The sequence below is a fragment of the Caproiciproducens sp. genome (assembly GCF_053840905.1).
The window spans coordinates 53,888-67,295 of the sequence record NZ_JBNLXQ010000011.1; the positions used below are offsets into that span (position 1 = coordinate 53,888).

Here is a 13,408-nt window from a genome sequence, read left to right on the forward strand (position 1 = left end):
TTGCTGCGGCGCAAGATGCAACAACAGGCGGGAATTGCACTTACTTTACGTCGACAGAAATCGTCTTGATAACCTGAGGAACCTTGCTCTTGATCTGAACCAGCTTGCACTCGTGGATCAACTCGTTGTTGCTGTCGTTTGTGTATGTACCGGAAAGTCCCGGGAATCCTTTGGTGCTTGCCAGGGCTTCGCGGATTGCTTCCCTGTCGGCTTTGCCGGCGCGGGTGATCGCGTCCGCAATCAGATAGGTGACGCTGTAGTTGTTGCCCGCGTACTGGTCCGGGGCAATCCCGTATTTCTCTTTAAAGCGTTTGGCAAAATCCTGTACTTCCTCGGACGGGTCGGTAATTACGAAATCGCATACGCTGTAGAAGCCCTCGACGGCCTTCTCATCGATCAGGTCGAGAACCTGCTGCGTGGAGGTGGCGGTGGAAGTAATCACGGGTTTGTTCAGGTGGAGTTCGTAGAACTGACGCGCTGTCAGCGCGGATTCCGCGTCGTCCGTCCAGGAAATCACGGCGTCGACATTTTCGTTTTTCAGCTTCATGATCTGGCCGGTCAGGTCCTTGTCGCCGGAGTTGTGCCCTTCGGAAACAAAGGGGACGCCGACTTTGGTAAGGTATTCTTCAATAACCCCTTTGCCGCCCACGCCGAAGTCGTTGTTGTTGTAGGAGATGCCGACCTTCTTGGCGCCCAGATCCTCCACCGCGTATTTGGCGGCGACTTCCGCGGAAATCGCGTCGCAGGGCCTGATTTTAAATAAATACTCGTTGCCGATCTTCCTCAGCTTCGGGCTGGTTCCCTGTGACAGGAACGGAACCTTCGCCTTTTTCAGGGTGTCGCTGGCCGCCATGACGCTGCCGCTCAGATGGGGCCCGATAATGGCGACTACGTCGGGGTTGCTGGCCAATTTGTTGACGGCGTTGATAACGACGCTCTGATTGGACTGGTCGTCCGCGACCTCAATCGCCAGCTCCTTGCCCAGCACGCCGCCCTTGGCGTTGATCTCCTCAACCGCCATTTTTACACCCTGCAGCGTTCTTTCGCCCGCCATCGGAATGCTTCCGGTGATACCCGCGGAAACGCCGATGGTGATTTTTCCGTCAAACTTCTGCCCCGAAGCGGAATTTGCCGTACTCGGGCTGCCGGAAGCGTCCGATGACGGTGAATTGCCCGCGCACCCATAGGAAAATGTCAAACATAATGCCATTACCAAAGCCGTGATCTTTCTGAACCAACTCTTGCCGATGGTGGTTGTCCCGTGTGCACTCATGGTTTCGACCTTTTTCATTGTTTTTTCTCCTCCTAAAATAATACTGAATGGGATTCGCGAAGACCTTCATGCAGATTTGTAAGATCATAAAATCATATGATTGTCTGATAACATATGTATTATACGAGAGTAAATTCCATCTGTCAAGAGTGTTTTTAAGTTAATTATATATTTATTTTTCATCTTTTATTTTTTTTATGTGCAATATTTTGAAATCATCTGTAAGGAGATCCGACAAAAGGTTCAAATTTGGCCTAAGATTATGAAGTTCTTAGTTGCTTTTTTCTTTCAAACATTTTATAATTGTTTCAAATATGTTTCCTGTATATTGAGAGGAGTGTTCTGCCGTATGCAGCCAATCACAAAGGTTTCCATCACGGACAAAGTGGTCGAAGCCATAAAAGAATATATTATTACCGGGAACTATTCTTCCGGGGATAAGCTTCCTTCCGAAAACGGACTGAGCCAGCAGCTTCAGGTGGGTCGTTCCACTATTCGGGAGGCCCTGCGCATTCTGCAGGCAATGGGGTATGTGGACATTCAGCACGGAAGAGGCGCGTTTGTCGCTCAGCCGCGCGACATTACCGCCAGCATTGCGAAAAACTGGTTTTCTGTGAACAATTATAAAATTGCGGACATCATGGAGGTACGCCTTGCGGTGGAGCAGATGATGGCGAAGCTCTGCGCCACAAATATGACGGACAGCGAGCTGGCCGGCCTGATGGAAATCCAGGAAAATTTTGTGCAGGCCGTTCATACCGGACAGATCAACCAAATCATTATGTACGACGAATATTTTCACAACGGGATCGCGAAAGGCTCGCACAATCCGCTGTTTATCACCATTAACGCGCAGATTTCCGATGCGCTCAGATCCTACCGCGCCCACTCGTATTCCATTCCGGAAAACCGCACGCACGCCGTGAAGCCCCACCAGGATATCATCCAGGCACTGGTCAGGCACGATCCCGACGAAGCTTCCAAAGCAATGGAAGCGCACATCCTGATCGCGCTGGAAGACATGTCCCTGCTGGTGCAGGGGGACAATCCGGAGGCCGCGCACGAGGCTTTTAACAAATAAATCCGAATTTATCGATCCTGTTTTCACAAAAGGGTTGAAATTTCCCGGGATTGATGCTATTATTTTTATAATCATAGATTGTCTGATATCAGTCAGTATGCTCAACGAACAATGTTACAATACAGAAGGAGTACGGATTTATGAATAATCGGGAAGCGATCCAACTTGGCGCGGGGCGGTACCTGCAGTATTACGGCGCTTTGGACGAAATCGGCGCCGAAGCTTCGTCCCTCGGTCGGAAAGCCTATATTTTAGGCGATGAAACCACGCTGGCCAAGGTAATGAAGAAAATGGGAACGAAGCTGCAGCAGGCCGGGGTCGACTATGCGGTAAAGGCATTTGACGGGCCGGCGGTGGATGCAAGCTTTGAACAGATCGCTCAGGAGGTCCGCGTGAGCGGCGCCGACGTTATCATCGGTGTGGGCGGCGGCAAAACCATAGACATTGCAAAAGCCGCCAGCGACCTGACGGACGTGAAGATCATTACGGTCCCCACTTCCGCCGCCACCTGCGCCTCCTACGCCGTCCTTTATGTCGCTTACAATGAAAACGGGTCGGTCAACGGAAGCCGGTTTATGCACCATGAGGTCAGCGCGGTCATTGTCGATCTGGAGATCGTCCAGGACGACTGCCCGCCGCGCTATTTCGCCTCCGGCATCGCGGACGCAATGGCAAAGAACCCGGAAATCATGTTTACCATGATCCGGCTGGGAACCGCCAACAACCGCGCCAATACCGACGCCGCGACGGTCGTTGCGAAATACACCTACGACAACTATCTGGAAAAGGCGCAAAAGGCCTATGAGGCCTTCGTAAACAAGGAACACTGCGATCTGGTCGAGGACATCGTTTGCTGCAACATCATGCTTACCGGGCTGGTTTCCAACCTTTCCACCGGCGGCAAGCAGCTGGCCCTTGCCCATAACTTTTACGACGCGGTCTGCTGCATGTATAAGGAGGTCCGCCGCCGGTATCTGCACGGAGAGCTGGTCGGCCTTGGGATCCCCCTTCAGTTGGGGGTCAACGGGGTTCCGCAGGAGGAGATCGAAGCGATCAAAAAATTCCTGGCAAGCATCCATGTTCCGGTCACTTTGGAAGAAATCGGAATTTCCACGGACGCCGCGACTTTGGAAAAGCTGACGGATTATATCCTGAACGCCACCGACAAAGACGATCTGAAGCTCCGCGGGGCGATCCGCGCCAACCTGAAATATATGCTGTAACCCGCCGGTCAGGTCTGAACCGTTTTTCCGACGCATTGAACATCCCTTCCGTTTACCGGGAGGGATGTTTTACGTTCCGCCCGCGGTACGGGGCATGTGAAAAAGCTCACCCCGCATCGGATGACGGATGGCCGAAGCCGTGGTCACGGGATGCGAAAGGCGAGCTTTATGAATCAATCAGAAGAGGATCGATCCGGGGATCAAGATGGAACGGGGAGATTTTGCAAGGACTGCGCCGGGAGTGGGATCACTGGATAAAACCGGCTTCTCTGAGAGAGGTTTCAATTTTTTTCTGATCCTGCTCCGCAATATGGGTGATCGGGGAACGGGGATATCCGGGGTTCCTGCCCAGCAGACGGAGGGCGTGCTTAATCCGGATGGGGAACTGGTTTCCGGCAATCGCCTGCCAGGTGGCGTACATCCTGTTCTGCAGCTCCAGAGCATGGGCGTTGTTTTTGTTCTGCACGTCGTTCCACATTTCCACACAGATCTGGGGGAATACGGTCAGAATAGCGGAAATAGCGCCGTCCGCGCCGAGCTCAAAGGTGGAATACAGCATGTCGTCCGTCGCGCTGAATATTTTGCCGCGGCTGCCGTTTACCATCTTCATTTCGTAAAATGCCATTATGCCGCCGCAGCTCTGCTTAATGCCGATCACATTCTCAATGTTGAGCAGACGGCTGAACAGGCGGGCGGAAATGGTGTTCTGAGGGACGACGTTGTAAATGACGATCGGTAAATCCGCCGCCTTGGAAACAGCCTCGTAAAAGCTGTAGTTGCCTTCGTCGTCCGGGACAAGCACATTATAGGAAACCGGGGTAACCATCAGCGCGTCCGCGCCCGCGGCCTTCGCGGCCAGTGCGCCTTGGACGGCCGCCCTGGTGCTGTTGCGGATAATTCCGGCCACAATCGGAATGTCCCTGTCGATCGAGCGGATCAGTTTGATCATGCGGACCAGTTCCTCGTCGGTCACAGCGGCTCCTTCGCCGGTGCTGCCGCCGGGGCTGATTCCGTGAACGCCCGCTTTCAGTAAAAATTTGATTTCCTTTTCAACAAGTGCCTCATCCAGCTCGCCGTCTTTTGTAAAGGGAGTGATGAGCGGAGCGATAATGCCGTAGAGCTTCTTCTCTGCCACTGGAACTTCCTCCTAAATATCATAATCACATGACATCGGACGGATCTGGCCCGCTTTATGCCGAAAGCGGCAGCCAACAAGCATAACAATATGATTGTAATATTGTCTGACAATTAATCTTGTGGTTATTATACTTTACTATGCAAAGTCTGTCAATAGAGAAAATCGACCGCCGCTGAAATAATTTTCCGCGGGCCGCAGCCTATTCCGACATCATCGTTCCCAAAAGCGCGTGCATGTCGGATTCGATCGTATTCAGGTGGCTGATCAGGGTGTTGACGCTTCCCTCGACATTTCTTTCCTTCATCTGCCTGAGAATTTCGGTGTGGTAGGGGAGGGCGTTGCTGTAGACTCCGCCGTCGGAGAAGGTGTAAGCGCGGAACTGGCGGAACAGGTTGACCAGGCTCTTGCTGATATTGATGAGCAGTTTGTTGCCCGACAGCTTCATGATCTCTTCGTGGAAAGCCTCGTCCAGCAGCAATAGCTGAGCCGCGTCCTTTTTGTCGACGGCCCTGACGAACGCGGAGTGAATCGCTTCCAGCTCCCGGTACTTCTCATCCGTCAGCTTTTCTACCGCAAGGCGCATGGCAATCGGCTCAATGCCCTGACGGACCTGGATATATTCCTGAAAGGTGGCGCGGTTGGCGACAAACAGCGGCTTGCTGTTTTCGATCTTCTTTTTCCAGTCGGCGACAAAGGAACCCTTGCCGGATTTCAGCTCCACGTAGCCCATGGCTTCCAGCACTTTGAACGCTTCGCGCAGGGTCGGGCGGCTGACGTCCAGCTCCTTGCACAGCACTGCTTCGGGCGCGAATTTTTCGCCCGCTTTGAAAGTTCCCATGATAATCTGTTCTTTGATGGTGTCCACAACGGTGTCCGTTAGTGAAATTCTTTTGATTTGCTCCATTTGCTGCATCTCCGTATCATTAGCTTCGAATATGCAACCAGTATACAAATTGCTCAAAAATCTGTCAAGCTAATTATTTTTTTGAAATAATGATTGACATTTTTGTTTTCTTGTATATACTGAAATTATGACGTCAGACAATCTTACAAGCTGATGATTTATCGAAACGGTCTCCATGCCGGAAGACTGTTCAATAAAACAAAGAAGGAGTTATTCAAAATGACAAGAAAAGAGTTTACAGCGAAATATGGCCAGATTCTTCTTCCCCTGGTGACCCCTTATGATGAGAACGAAGAAGTCAACTATGGCAGATATGCCGAGCTGATTGAATACCTCATCGCCAACGACCTCTGCGATTCCTTTATTGTAACCGGCACCACCGGAGAGGCCTCCCTTCTGACCTTTGACGAGCGCGTCAGGCTGATGGAGACGGCGGTGAAGACCGTCGCCGGAAGAAAGCCCGTCATCGCCGGCACCGGCTGCGCTTCCACCAAGGAAACGATTGCTCTGACAAAAAAGGCGGTTGAGTGCGGCATCGACCTGTGCATGGTGGTCGCTCCCTTCTATAACAAACCCACACAGGAAGGCCTCTACAACCATTACAAGGCAGTGGCGGAAAGCACAACGGCCAATATCCTGCTCTACAATATCCCGATTTTCGTAGGGGTTAACATCGAAGCGGAAACCGTCGCAAGGCTGGCAGAATTCGAAAACATCATCGGCATCAAGGACGAGGCCGGCATCAACCCCACCCAGATCACGGACTACTTTATCGCTACCGAGAAGGTCGATCCCAATTTTGTTATCTTCAACGGCGACGACATCATGCTGCTCCCCACCATCGTACAGGGCGCCATGGGCGTCGTCAGCGGCGGCGCGCATATTTTCGGCCACGAAATCAGAACCATTATCAAAGCGTTTGAAGCGGGCGATCATGAAAAGGCCAAGGACCTGTTCGTGCCCCTTTATAAATTCTGTAAATCCTGCGGCCAGAACGGAAGAATCCTCCCCAACTCCATTATGCGTCCCGCCATCGAGCTGGTTACCGGCATCAAGGTCGGCCCGGCCAGAAAACCGCTCGCTCCCATCACGGAAGAGGAGAAGAAGGTTCTTATCGACACGCTTACTTCCATCGGTGTAAAAGTGAAAGCATAGTCGGTTCCGCAACGGCCGTTTAGCTGTAGGGAGGAAAAATATGAAAAGGAAACCCAAAATTTTGGTGGTTGGCAGTTTCGTCATGGACCTGATTGTCAGCACGGAAAAATTCCCGAATTCCGGGGAGACGGTTCTGGGAAAAAGCTTTCGCACCGCTCCCGGCGGAAAGGGCGCGAACCAGGCGGTGCAGGCGGCCCGGCTGGGCGCCGAGGTCACTATGGTGGGCAAGGTGGGGAACGACGATTTCGGAAAGCGGCTGATCGGCTCCTGTGAAGAGTCCGGCATTCATACCGGATTTGTGGCGACCGACCCGGAAGTATCCTCCGCGGTTGGAAACGTGCTGCTGGAAGTCGGTGACGGCCGGGCGGCAAAAAACAGGATTATTGTTGTCCCGGGTGCCAATATGACCATTGTCCCCGGGGAAGTCGGCTTCCTCAGGGAAGCGGTCGGCCAGTACGACATGGTCGTCCTGCAGCTGGAAATTCCGATGAGCATCAATGAGCTGGTGGCGAAATATGCCTTTGAAAAGGGCGTCCCCGTGATGCTGAATTCGGCTCCGTCCGCTCCGCTTTCTGAAAAACTGCTTTCCCGTCTGGCGTATATCTCCCCGAACGAACACGAGGCGGCCGACCTTACGGGCATTCAGATCCGCAGGGAAGGCAGCCGGGTGAATCAGGACGATCTGAAGGCGGCGGTCGGTTCCCTGCTTTCCAGGGGCGTGAAAAACGTGGTGATCACGCTCGGCAGCGCGGGAGCCGTGGTTGCCAATCAGAACGAATTTATCTATGAACCGTGTGCCGACGTGGTGGAAGTAAAGGACCCGACCGCCGCGGGGGACTCCTTTGTCAGTGCCTTTATCACCGGCGTCTGCGCGGGGCTGAAGCATTGGCAGGCGCTTCATTTCGCGAACTATACCGCGGCGCTGACCGTTTCCAGAATGGGTGCTCAGCCTTCCCTGCCGCACCTTTCGGAGGTTGTTGAACTGATGAAGCAGGAAGATCGGACGGATTTTGATTTTTCCCTGCTGGAAGTCCTTAAATAAACCCAAAGGAGCAAGATACCTATGATTAAAAAAGAAAGCCGGGAGGCTTTGCAGGCTTTTGTCAGTGCGGCGAAAGAGGAATTTGACGGGTTTGCCGGGACGATTACAAGCGATGGATATGAAAAAGCGGTGGAATTGATTCTGGATGCGGAGAAAAACGGGAACCGCGTACATATCACGGGGATCGGCAAGCCGTCCCATGTCGCGGCGTATATGGCTTCCCTGCTGTCGTCCACCGGTACGCCGACCTATTTCCTTCACGGCACCGAAGCCGTGCACGGCTCCTGCGGCCAGCTGGTTGCCGGGGATGTGGTAATCTGTATTTCCAACAGCGGCGAAACCGCGGAACTGAAATCCACGGTCACAGCCATCAAAAATAACGGCTGCAAGGTGATTTCCGTAACGGGAAATCCGGAGTCCTGGCTCGCTGAAAAGGGAGACGCCTGCCTGCTTGCCGGAGTCGGACAGGAGGGCGGCCCGCTGAACCGTGCGCCGCGCCTTTCCGTCCTTGCGGAAATGGTCGCCCTTCAGGGCCTGAGCGTGGTGCTCCAAGTCAACCGCGGAATCACGCCTAAGGATTATGTGAAGTGGCACCCGGGCGGAACTCTGGGCAGCCTGAGAGAAAACGAGAAATAAGGGGGAACAGCCATGTTAAAAACAGCCTGTATTCATCCGGAAATTATGCGTCTTCTTTCTCTGTGCGGTCACGGCGACAAGATCCTGATTGCCGACGGCAACTATCCGCTCGATTCAAAAAGCGGAAGTGCGGCCAAGGTTTATCTGGGCCTTACCAGCGGGATGCCGGAGGTAACTCAGGTGCTGAAGGTGCTGGGGGAAGTCGTCAATTTTGAAAAAGCGGAAGTCATGACCCCCGAGGGGGAACAGCCGCCGATTTTCGGGGAATTCAAAGAACTTCTCGGCGGAATGGAACTAAGCGGTCTGGAGCGGCACGCGTTTTATAACGCCTGCTGCCAGTCCGACGTCCGCCTTGCCATATTCACGGGAGAAAAACGAACGTTTGCCAATATTCTTCTTACGATTAATGTTGCTTAAATCTTAAAGAAAAAGGATGCCTGCCGCGGCTGCTCCCGCGGCGGGCATTTTGCTTTCTATTCCGGAACTGCGTTGCAATCCCAAACTTCATGCGATAAATATAGAAAAGCCCTTTTGTACGACAAAATGATCCATTTTAAATGATAAGAATGGAGGGGACCATCCTTGCAGGAGATGAACAGAAAAGCTGTGCAGGCGGCCAATGATGAATGATTTTGTCCGGCAGAACGAATCGTTTATCCTGAGAGGTGCCTCCTTTCCCGTTCATCGCTATGTTTCCAAAAATGATAATGGAATAGAGACTCCGTTTGATAAAATAGCCCTCCCGGCATTCTGACTGCTGGGAGGGCTATTATCATACCTGAATTTACTTTCTTGTATCAAATGCCGGATTGAAAGCATAGAAATTCTTCGAATCAAGCTGATCGGTAATGATACGCAGACCTTCGCCAAAGCGTTGGTAATGGACCACTTCCCGCTGGCGCAGAAATTTAATCGGGTCACGGACGTCCGGGTCGTCGGTAAAGCGCAGGATATTGTCATAGGTGCTGCGCGCTTTCTGCTCTGCTGCAAGGTCCTCGTGAATATCGGTGATCGGGTCGCCTTTTACCTGCAAATAAGCAGCGGTGAACGGAGATCCGCTGGAATCGGCGGGGTAAACCCCGGTTGTATGATTTACGAAATATGCGTCGAATCCCCCTTCTTTGATCTGCTCTTCCGTCAGATTTCTGGTAAGCTGGTGGACAATGGTTCCGACCATTTCCAGATGAGCAAGCTCTTAGGTTCCAAAAGGTTATCGGTGTTCAGTATTATTTTCCGTGATTTTGGGGAACAGAACCAGTTCAAAATCGTCCGGCTTTCCGTGCCAGCGTCCGTTAATAGTCTTGGTATAGACGACCTTTTCAATTACAGATTTCAGCAGCTCGTTCTTTTCCGCCGGCGTTTTTGCTTTCGGATATCGGGACAATACTCGCTCAGCTCGTGGGATGATGATTTTTTGATTTTGCACGGTTCTGATTTCACGCTCTATGTCAGCGTTTATTTGCTGGATCCGGTTCTGTGTTTCTGTTATTTTCTCACTGATGCCCTGGGAACGCGAGAGGAATATGTCAGTAGTGTATATCCCTTTTTCCAGCAGATCGTAAATATTATCACGCTGCTTTTCAAGGTCCTTCAGCTCACTTTGCGCTTTCTTCAGAGCCCTTTTCTTCAGGTCCGTTTGTGATGCCGAAACCGGCTGCTTCCCGTAAGCCAGCTTATATTGGTTAAGCCATTCCTGAAGCGCCTGAAGGATATGATCTTCCACAAGCTCCAGCGCGGAGCTGATGTTGTCACAGGAAGCGACGGGGCACATCAGCGTGTCCGGATAGCTACGATTGGTGTAAGGGCGTCGTACCATCCTGCGGCCGCACATTCCACAGACAACCAAGCCGGCGAGAGGGTTTGCGATGGTGCTGTTCTTGGGGCATGGATGAGTGGGATTCTCGTGGAGCTTCTGCTGGGCGGTTTCCCAGATCTTCAGATCGATTAACGGCTCATGAAGTCCGTCCACTAAAACCACTTCATCCTCTTTGGCCCTGGGACGCTCTTTTACAAGTTGGCCGTCTACCATTTTTTTCTTCTGCGGCCGGGCGCTCCACCGGATTTTTCCGATGTACACCGGGTTACGCAGAATATCCTGCAATGTACCATTTACCCAGGCATCCCCTTTGACTGTCGGGATCCTCAGCTCGTTCAGCTTGCGCGCGATCTTTGAGGTTCCCATATCCCCAAAGGTGCCGTCTTCCTGCCGCTCGCCGTTTACGTAAAGATCAAATATCATTTTTACGATGGGCGCCTGATCTGGATCCGGCTCCAGCGTGTATCCTTTATCATGTTCCAGCTTTTTGCGGACATATCCGTAAGGCGGTATATTTCCGACATATTTGCCTTCTTTTACAGAGGCGACACGACCGCGCTGTAGACGCCGGTTAATGGTTTTGTATTCGCGCCTTGACATAAAGAGGCCAAACTCAAAATATTCCTCGTCATATTCGTTGTTTGGATCATAGGTTTTCATCGGGGTTATTATTTTGGTACCGCTGAATTTGAAAGTCTGCGCGACGATGCCCTGGTCGATCGTATCGCCGCGGGCCAGACGTTCCACTTCCATGACGAGGACGCCTTCCCACATTCCTTGTTCCACTTCGGACAGCAGCTGCTGCATAACCGGCCGGGCCGCAATGGTTTCTCCGGAGATAATCTTCTCACGGTGTATTTGAGTGATATTCAGTTTCAGCCGCTTGCCGAGCTCCAGCAGGGCCTTTTCATGCCGGGCAAGGGTTTCCCCTTCGCCGCGGGCCTCGGCTTCCAGATCGGCACGGGATTTACGTAAATATTCGCAATAGGCCATTTTGATTTCCTCCGGATAGATTTATCCCCACGTCATGACGGCGTGGGGAATAGTTGATTAGTTTAACTTAAAATCAATGTCAGAATCGCTCTTAAAGAGATTTCCTGTATATTGTAAAACCAAGGCTTTGTCGTCTTTCGGTTGCTCAAAAGCTATCGTTCCTTCAATTTCTCCGCCGGGAGCCAGATCTCCACTGGAGAGCGCGCTATCCTGATTCACTGTTGTGAAAGTTTCACTTGTGATCTGTCCCTTACTGTTCTTCATTTTGAAATCAAATGGATTGTACGAAAGCTTATCGGATGAACTGGCGTTTTTGTATTTGACAGTTACGATGACAAATTCCATTCCGCTTTTAGGTTTGTCATATTCGCTTCCGTTCGATTTTTCAACTTTTGTTACAGTCAGTTCAATGTTGTCTTTCTTTACGGGCTGGTTAACTCCGAAGACAGTCTGTTCTGATGCGGAACTGGCTGGAGCGGATGCAATTTCAGAAGCGGCTCCGGATGTCGGTGAGCTGGCCGGAACAGCTTCTGCGGGTTTATCTTTTCCCCCCAGTGCCGAACCGATGATTCCGATAACTACGATAACACCCACAATAATTAAGATTCCCTTAAGTCCGCCTCTCTTTTTCTTCTTCGGGGCATGGTCAGCTGAAATTGGCTGAACTGATGGTGTTGGCTGTCCTTCCTGTGCATTGGCCGGAGTTCCGCATTCCGGGCAAAATTTGGCGTCAAATTCTGTGCCGCACTTTGAGCATTTCATATTAACCTCTCCTTTTTTCACTATTGACATAATCTGACAATAGTTTATAATTATTTCAGAGAAGTACATATCCATATCCCTTTGGCCGTCCACTGTTTGCACCAGTGGGTGGCCTATTTTTTATCCTATTTTTGTTTTTAGCTTATTGATTTCCTTTATGTTTGCTTTGGTAACGATATCGACTGCAATCATAGCGGCATCAATATCATCTACGGTTTCACCAATATCATTGAGTTTTTCGGTGTTCAACTGATGACCTTCAAACAGAGCGGAAAGTTTCTTATCAATATCATTTTCAAGGAAAACTTTGATTTTGGTTATATCCTGCTGAATGGGTTCAAGTTTTTTATCCATCATCTCGCTAATTGCCTGTAATAATTCATTATCGTTCATAATCTCAACTCCTTCGCTACTTTCCTATTTTGATTTATATGCAGCAAAATGTCAATGGGCATCAATTTCGTAGCACCAAACTTGGGACATCGGAGTTTATGCTTATAATTTGTCGATATTTTATATTGCAACCGTGGATTAGTTGATGTATTATTCAAATATCGCTACCGAACAAGCGTTCGAATTTATAGTACGGCAACTGCGGTGAATATGAGGGTGATCGAATGAATGATGCTGAAATGAAGAATGAATTCAAAAGACTGGTTGCGCTTGCAAGCAAGCAGTCGCTTGTGCGCGAAAAGGAGTTTATTCTTTCCCTTGGTCTTGGTGTTCGACAAGAAACCGTAAATAGTTCAGTGCCTCTTGTTTTTTGTTTGTAGGCAGCTGATCAAAAAGTTCATTATTTTCTTCCCTGAGCCTGTCACCTTCGGTGACGGGCTTATTTTTTTGTACTTTTTCAGGTATCACGGGTATTAGTTTATCGGCATTCTCTTGAATCGCTTCTTGTGATATCCGTGGGTTCATATGGATTTCACCGTTGTTAGTGAAAGTAATATCAGCTATCCATGTATCCACGATATTTATAAAATCTATATCGTTATTAATATTATTAAGAACCTTTTGTGTATATTCTTCATTGTTAATCCAACTGGAAAGTGCTCCTAACACATTATCTTTGTTTTCTTTTAGCTTGTCCCACTGAGTAAAGGGCTTTTCTTCTAAAAGAAATGATTGAGGAACTTTAAAAAAAGCAGCAATTTTTTGAATAGTACTTGTTTTAGGTGTGATTTTATTTTTTTTCCATGCGGTAATACTTCCGGAGGAAATATTGAGGATTTTCCCAACTCCATTTGGCGTAGTCGATTCAACGTTACATAAAAATTTAAATCTATCAAAAAACATAAAATCACCTCAAAGCATTTGTATAAAATGCTATATCTCATAATAATGAAATTTAGCTATTGATAATCTCATAATTATGAGATATTATA

14 protein-coding genes are annotated in these 13,408 nt (G+C 50.0%); 6 read left to right on the forward strand and 8 right to left on the reverse strand.

The window, feature by feature from the left end:
• Positions 1 to 40 precede the first annotated feature (40 nt).
• Entirely contained in the window at positions 41 to 1,291 is a 1,251-nt protein-coding gene (locus ACQGQ5_RS11845) for an ABC transporter substrate-binding protein (protein WP_455736708.1), read from the reverse strand.
• A gap of 331 nt (positions 1,292 to 1,622) precedes the next feature.
• On the opposite strand from ACQGQ5_RS11845, the gene ACQGQ5_RS11850 reads away from it, so the two are divergent.
• Both ACQGQ5_RS11850 and ACQGQ5_RS11855 read left to right on the forward strand, forming a co-directional pair.
• The gene (locus ACQGQ5_RS11850) at positions 1,623 to 2,354 is read left to right on the forward strand and encodes a FadR/GntR family transcriptional regulator (protein WP_455736709.1); all 732 of its coding nucleotides are present in this window, start codon (positions 1,623 to 1,625) and stop codon (positions 2,352 to 2,354) included.
• 140 nt (positions 2,355 to 2,494) lie between these two features.
• On the forward strand, positions 2,495 to 3,577 hold the full coding sequence (locus tag ACQGQ5_RS11855; RefSeq protein ID WP_455736710.1) for an iron-containing alcohol dehydrogenase: 1,083 nt from the start codon (positions 2,495 to 2,497) through the stop codon (positions 3,575 to 3,577).
• Positions 3,578 to 3,824: 247 nt separating this feature from the next.
• Here the strand turns inward: ACQGQ5_RS11855 and ACQGQ5_RS11860 are convergent, their stop codons facing one another.
• Complete coding sequence (locus ACQGQ5_RS11860; RefSeq protein WP_455736711.1) at positions 3,825 to 4,712, reverse strand: dihydrodipicolinate synthase family protein; 888 nt, start codon at positions 4,710 to 4,712, stop codon at positions 3,825 to 3,827.
• Between the two features lie 202 nt (positions 4,713 to 4,914).
• Positions 4,915 to 5,619 carry a FadR/GntR family transcriptional regulator gene (locus ACQGQ5_RS11865; protein ID WP_455736712.1) on the reverse strand — a complete coding sequence of 235 codons (705 nt, stop codon included), beginning with the start codon at positions 5,617 to 5,619 and terminating at the stop codon, positions 4,915 to 4,917.
• Between the two features lie 219 nt (positions 5,620 to 5,838).
• On the opposite strand from ACQGQ5_RS11865, the gene dapA reads away from it, so the two are divergent.
• From dapA to ACQGQ5_RS11885, 4 genes are read left to right on the forward strand one after another with little or no spacing between them, the layout of a single operon-like run.
• Positions 5,839 to 6,774, forward strand: a complete 936-nt coding sequence (dapA, locus tag ACQGQ5_RS11870) for a 4-hydroxy-tetrahydrodipicolinate synthase (RefSeq protein WP_455736713.1) — start codon at positions 5,839 to 5,841, stop codon at positions 6,772 to 6,774.
• A gap of 40 nt (positions 6,775 to 6,814) precedes the next feature.
• Entirely contained in the window at positions 6,815 to 7,816 is a 1,002-nt protein-coding gene (locus ACQGQ5_RS11875) for a ribokinase (protein ID WP_455736714.1), read from the forward strand.
• Positions 7,817 to 7,837: 21 nt separating this feature from the next.
• Positions 7,838 to 8,452 carry a KpsF/GutQ family sugar-phosphate isomerase gene (locus ACQGQ5_RS11880; RefSeq protein ID WP_455736715.1) on the forward strand — a complete coding sequence of 205 codons (615 nt, stop codon included), beginning with the start codon at positions 7,838 to 7,840 and terminating at the stop codon, positions 8,450 to 8,452.
• A gap of 12 nt (positions 8,453 to 8,464) precedes the next feature.
• Complete coding sequence (locus tag ACQGQ5_RS11885) at positions 8,465 to 8,869, forward strand: RbsD/FucU domain-containing protein (protein WP_455736716.1); 405 nt, start codon at positions 8,465 to 8,467, stop codon at positions 8,867 to 8,869.
• Positions 8,870 to 9,236: 367 nt separating this feature from the next.
• Here ACQGQ5_RS11885 and ACQGQ5_RS11890 read toward each other — a convergent pair whose 3' ends face one another.
• The 5 genes from ACQGQ5_RS11890 to ACQGQ5_RS11910 form a co-directional block, all read right to left on the reverse strand.
• Positions 9,237 to 9,635 (reverse strand): manganese catalase family protein, encoded by a 399-nt coding sequence (locus tag ACQGQ5_RS11890; RefSeq protein ID WP_455736789.1) that lies wholly within the window; start codon positions 9,633 to 9,635, stop codon positions 9,237 to 9,239.
• Between the two features lie 27 nt (positions 9,636 to 9,662).
• Entirely contained in the window at positions 9,663 to 11,261 is a 1,599-nt protein-coding gene (locus ACQGQ5_RS11895; RefSeq protein WP_455736717.1) for a recombinase family protein, read from the reverse strand.
• 57 nt (positions 11,262 to 11,318) lie between these two features.
• A complete protein-coding gene (locus tag ACQGQ5_RS11900; protein ID WP_455736718.1) occupies positions 11,319 to 12,023 on the reverse strand; it encodes a DUF4352 domain-containing protein in 705 nt (234 codons plus the stop codon).
• A gap of 120 nt (positions 12,024 to 12,143) precedes the next feature.
• Positions 12,144 to 12,416 carry a hypothetical protein gene (locus tag ACQGQ5_RS11905; protein WP_455736719.1) on the reverse strand — a complete coding sequence of 91 codons (273 nt, stop codon included), beginning with the start codon at positions 12,414 to 12,416 and terminating at the stop codon, positions 12,144 to 12,146.
• Between the two features lie 306 nt (positions 12,417 to 12,722).
• Positions 12,723 to 13,319, reverse strand: coding sequence for a hypothetical protein (locus tag ACQGQ5_RS11910; RefSeq protein WP_455736720.1), 597 nt, complete (start codon positions 13,317 to 13,319; stop codon positions 12,723 to 12,725).
• Between the last annotated feature and the right edge of the window lie 89 nt (positions 13,320 to 13,408).

Excerpts from the sequence above, each read along its gene's own strand:
- ACQGQ5_RS11845 (WP_455736708.1), bottom strand. The coding sequence starts at position 1,291 with ATGAAAAAGGTCGAAACCATGAGTGCACACGGGACAACCACCATCGGC.
- ACQGQ5_RS11885 (WP_455736716.1), top strand. The coding sequence starts at position 8,465 with ATGTTAAAAACAGCCTGTATTCATCCGGAAATTATGCGTCTTCTTTCT.
- ACQGQ5_RS11910 (WP_455736720.1), bottom strand. The coding sequence starts at position 13,319 with ATGTTTTTTGATAGATTTAAATTTTTATGTAACGTTGAATCGACTACG.
- ACQGQ5_RS11880 (WP_455736715.1), top strand. The coding sequence starts at position 7,838 with ATGATTAAAAAAGAAAGCCGGGAGGCTTTGCAGGCTTTTGTCAGTGCG.
- ACQGQ5_RS11900 (WP_455736718.1), bottom strand. The coding sequence starts at position 12,023 with ATGAAATGCTCAAAGTGCGGCACAGAATTTGACGCCAAATTTTGCCCG.
- ACQGQ5_RS11855 (WP_455736710.1), top strand. The coding sequence starts at position 2,495 with ATGAATAATCGGGAAGCGATCCAACTTGGCGCGGGGCGGTACCTGCAG.
- ACQGQ5_RS11850 (WP_455736709.1), top strand. The coding sequence starts at position 1,623 with ATGCAGCCAATCACAAAGGTTTCCATCACGGACAAAGTGGTCGAAGCC.
- ACQGQ5_RS11875 (WP_455736714.1), top strand. The coding sequence starts at position 6,815 with ATGAAAAGGAAACCCAAAATTTTGGTGGTTGGCAGTTTCGTCATGGAC.
- ACQGQ5_RS11865 (WP_455736712.1), bottom strand. The coding sequence starts at position 5,619 with ATGGAGCAAATCAAAAGAATTTCACTAACGGACACCGTTGTGGACACC.
- dapA (WP_455736713.1), top strand. The coding sequence starts at position 5,839 with ATGACAAGAAAAGAGTTTACAGCGAAATATGGCCAGATTCTTCTTCCC.
- ACQGQ5_RS11895 (WP_455736717.1), bottom strand. The coding sequence starts at position 11,261 with ATGGCCTATTGCGAATATTTACGTAAATCCCGTGCCGATCTGGAAGCC.
- ACQGQ5_RS11905 (WP_455736719.1), bottom strand. The coding sequence starts at position 12,416 with ATGAACGATAATGAATTATTACAGGCAATTAGCGAGATGATGGATAAA.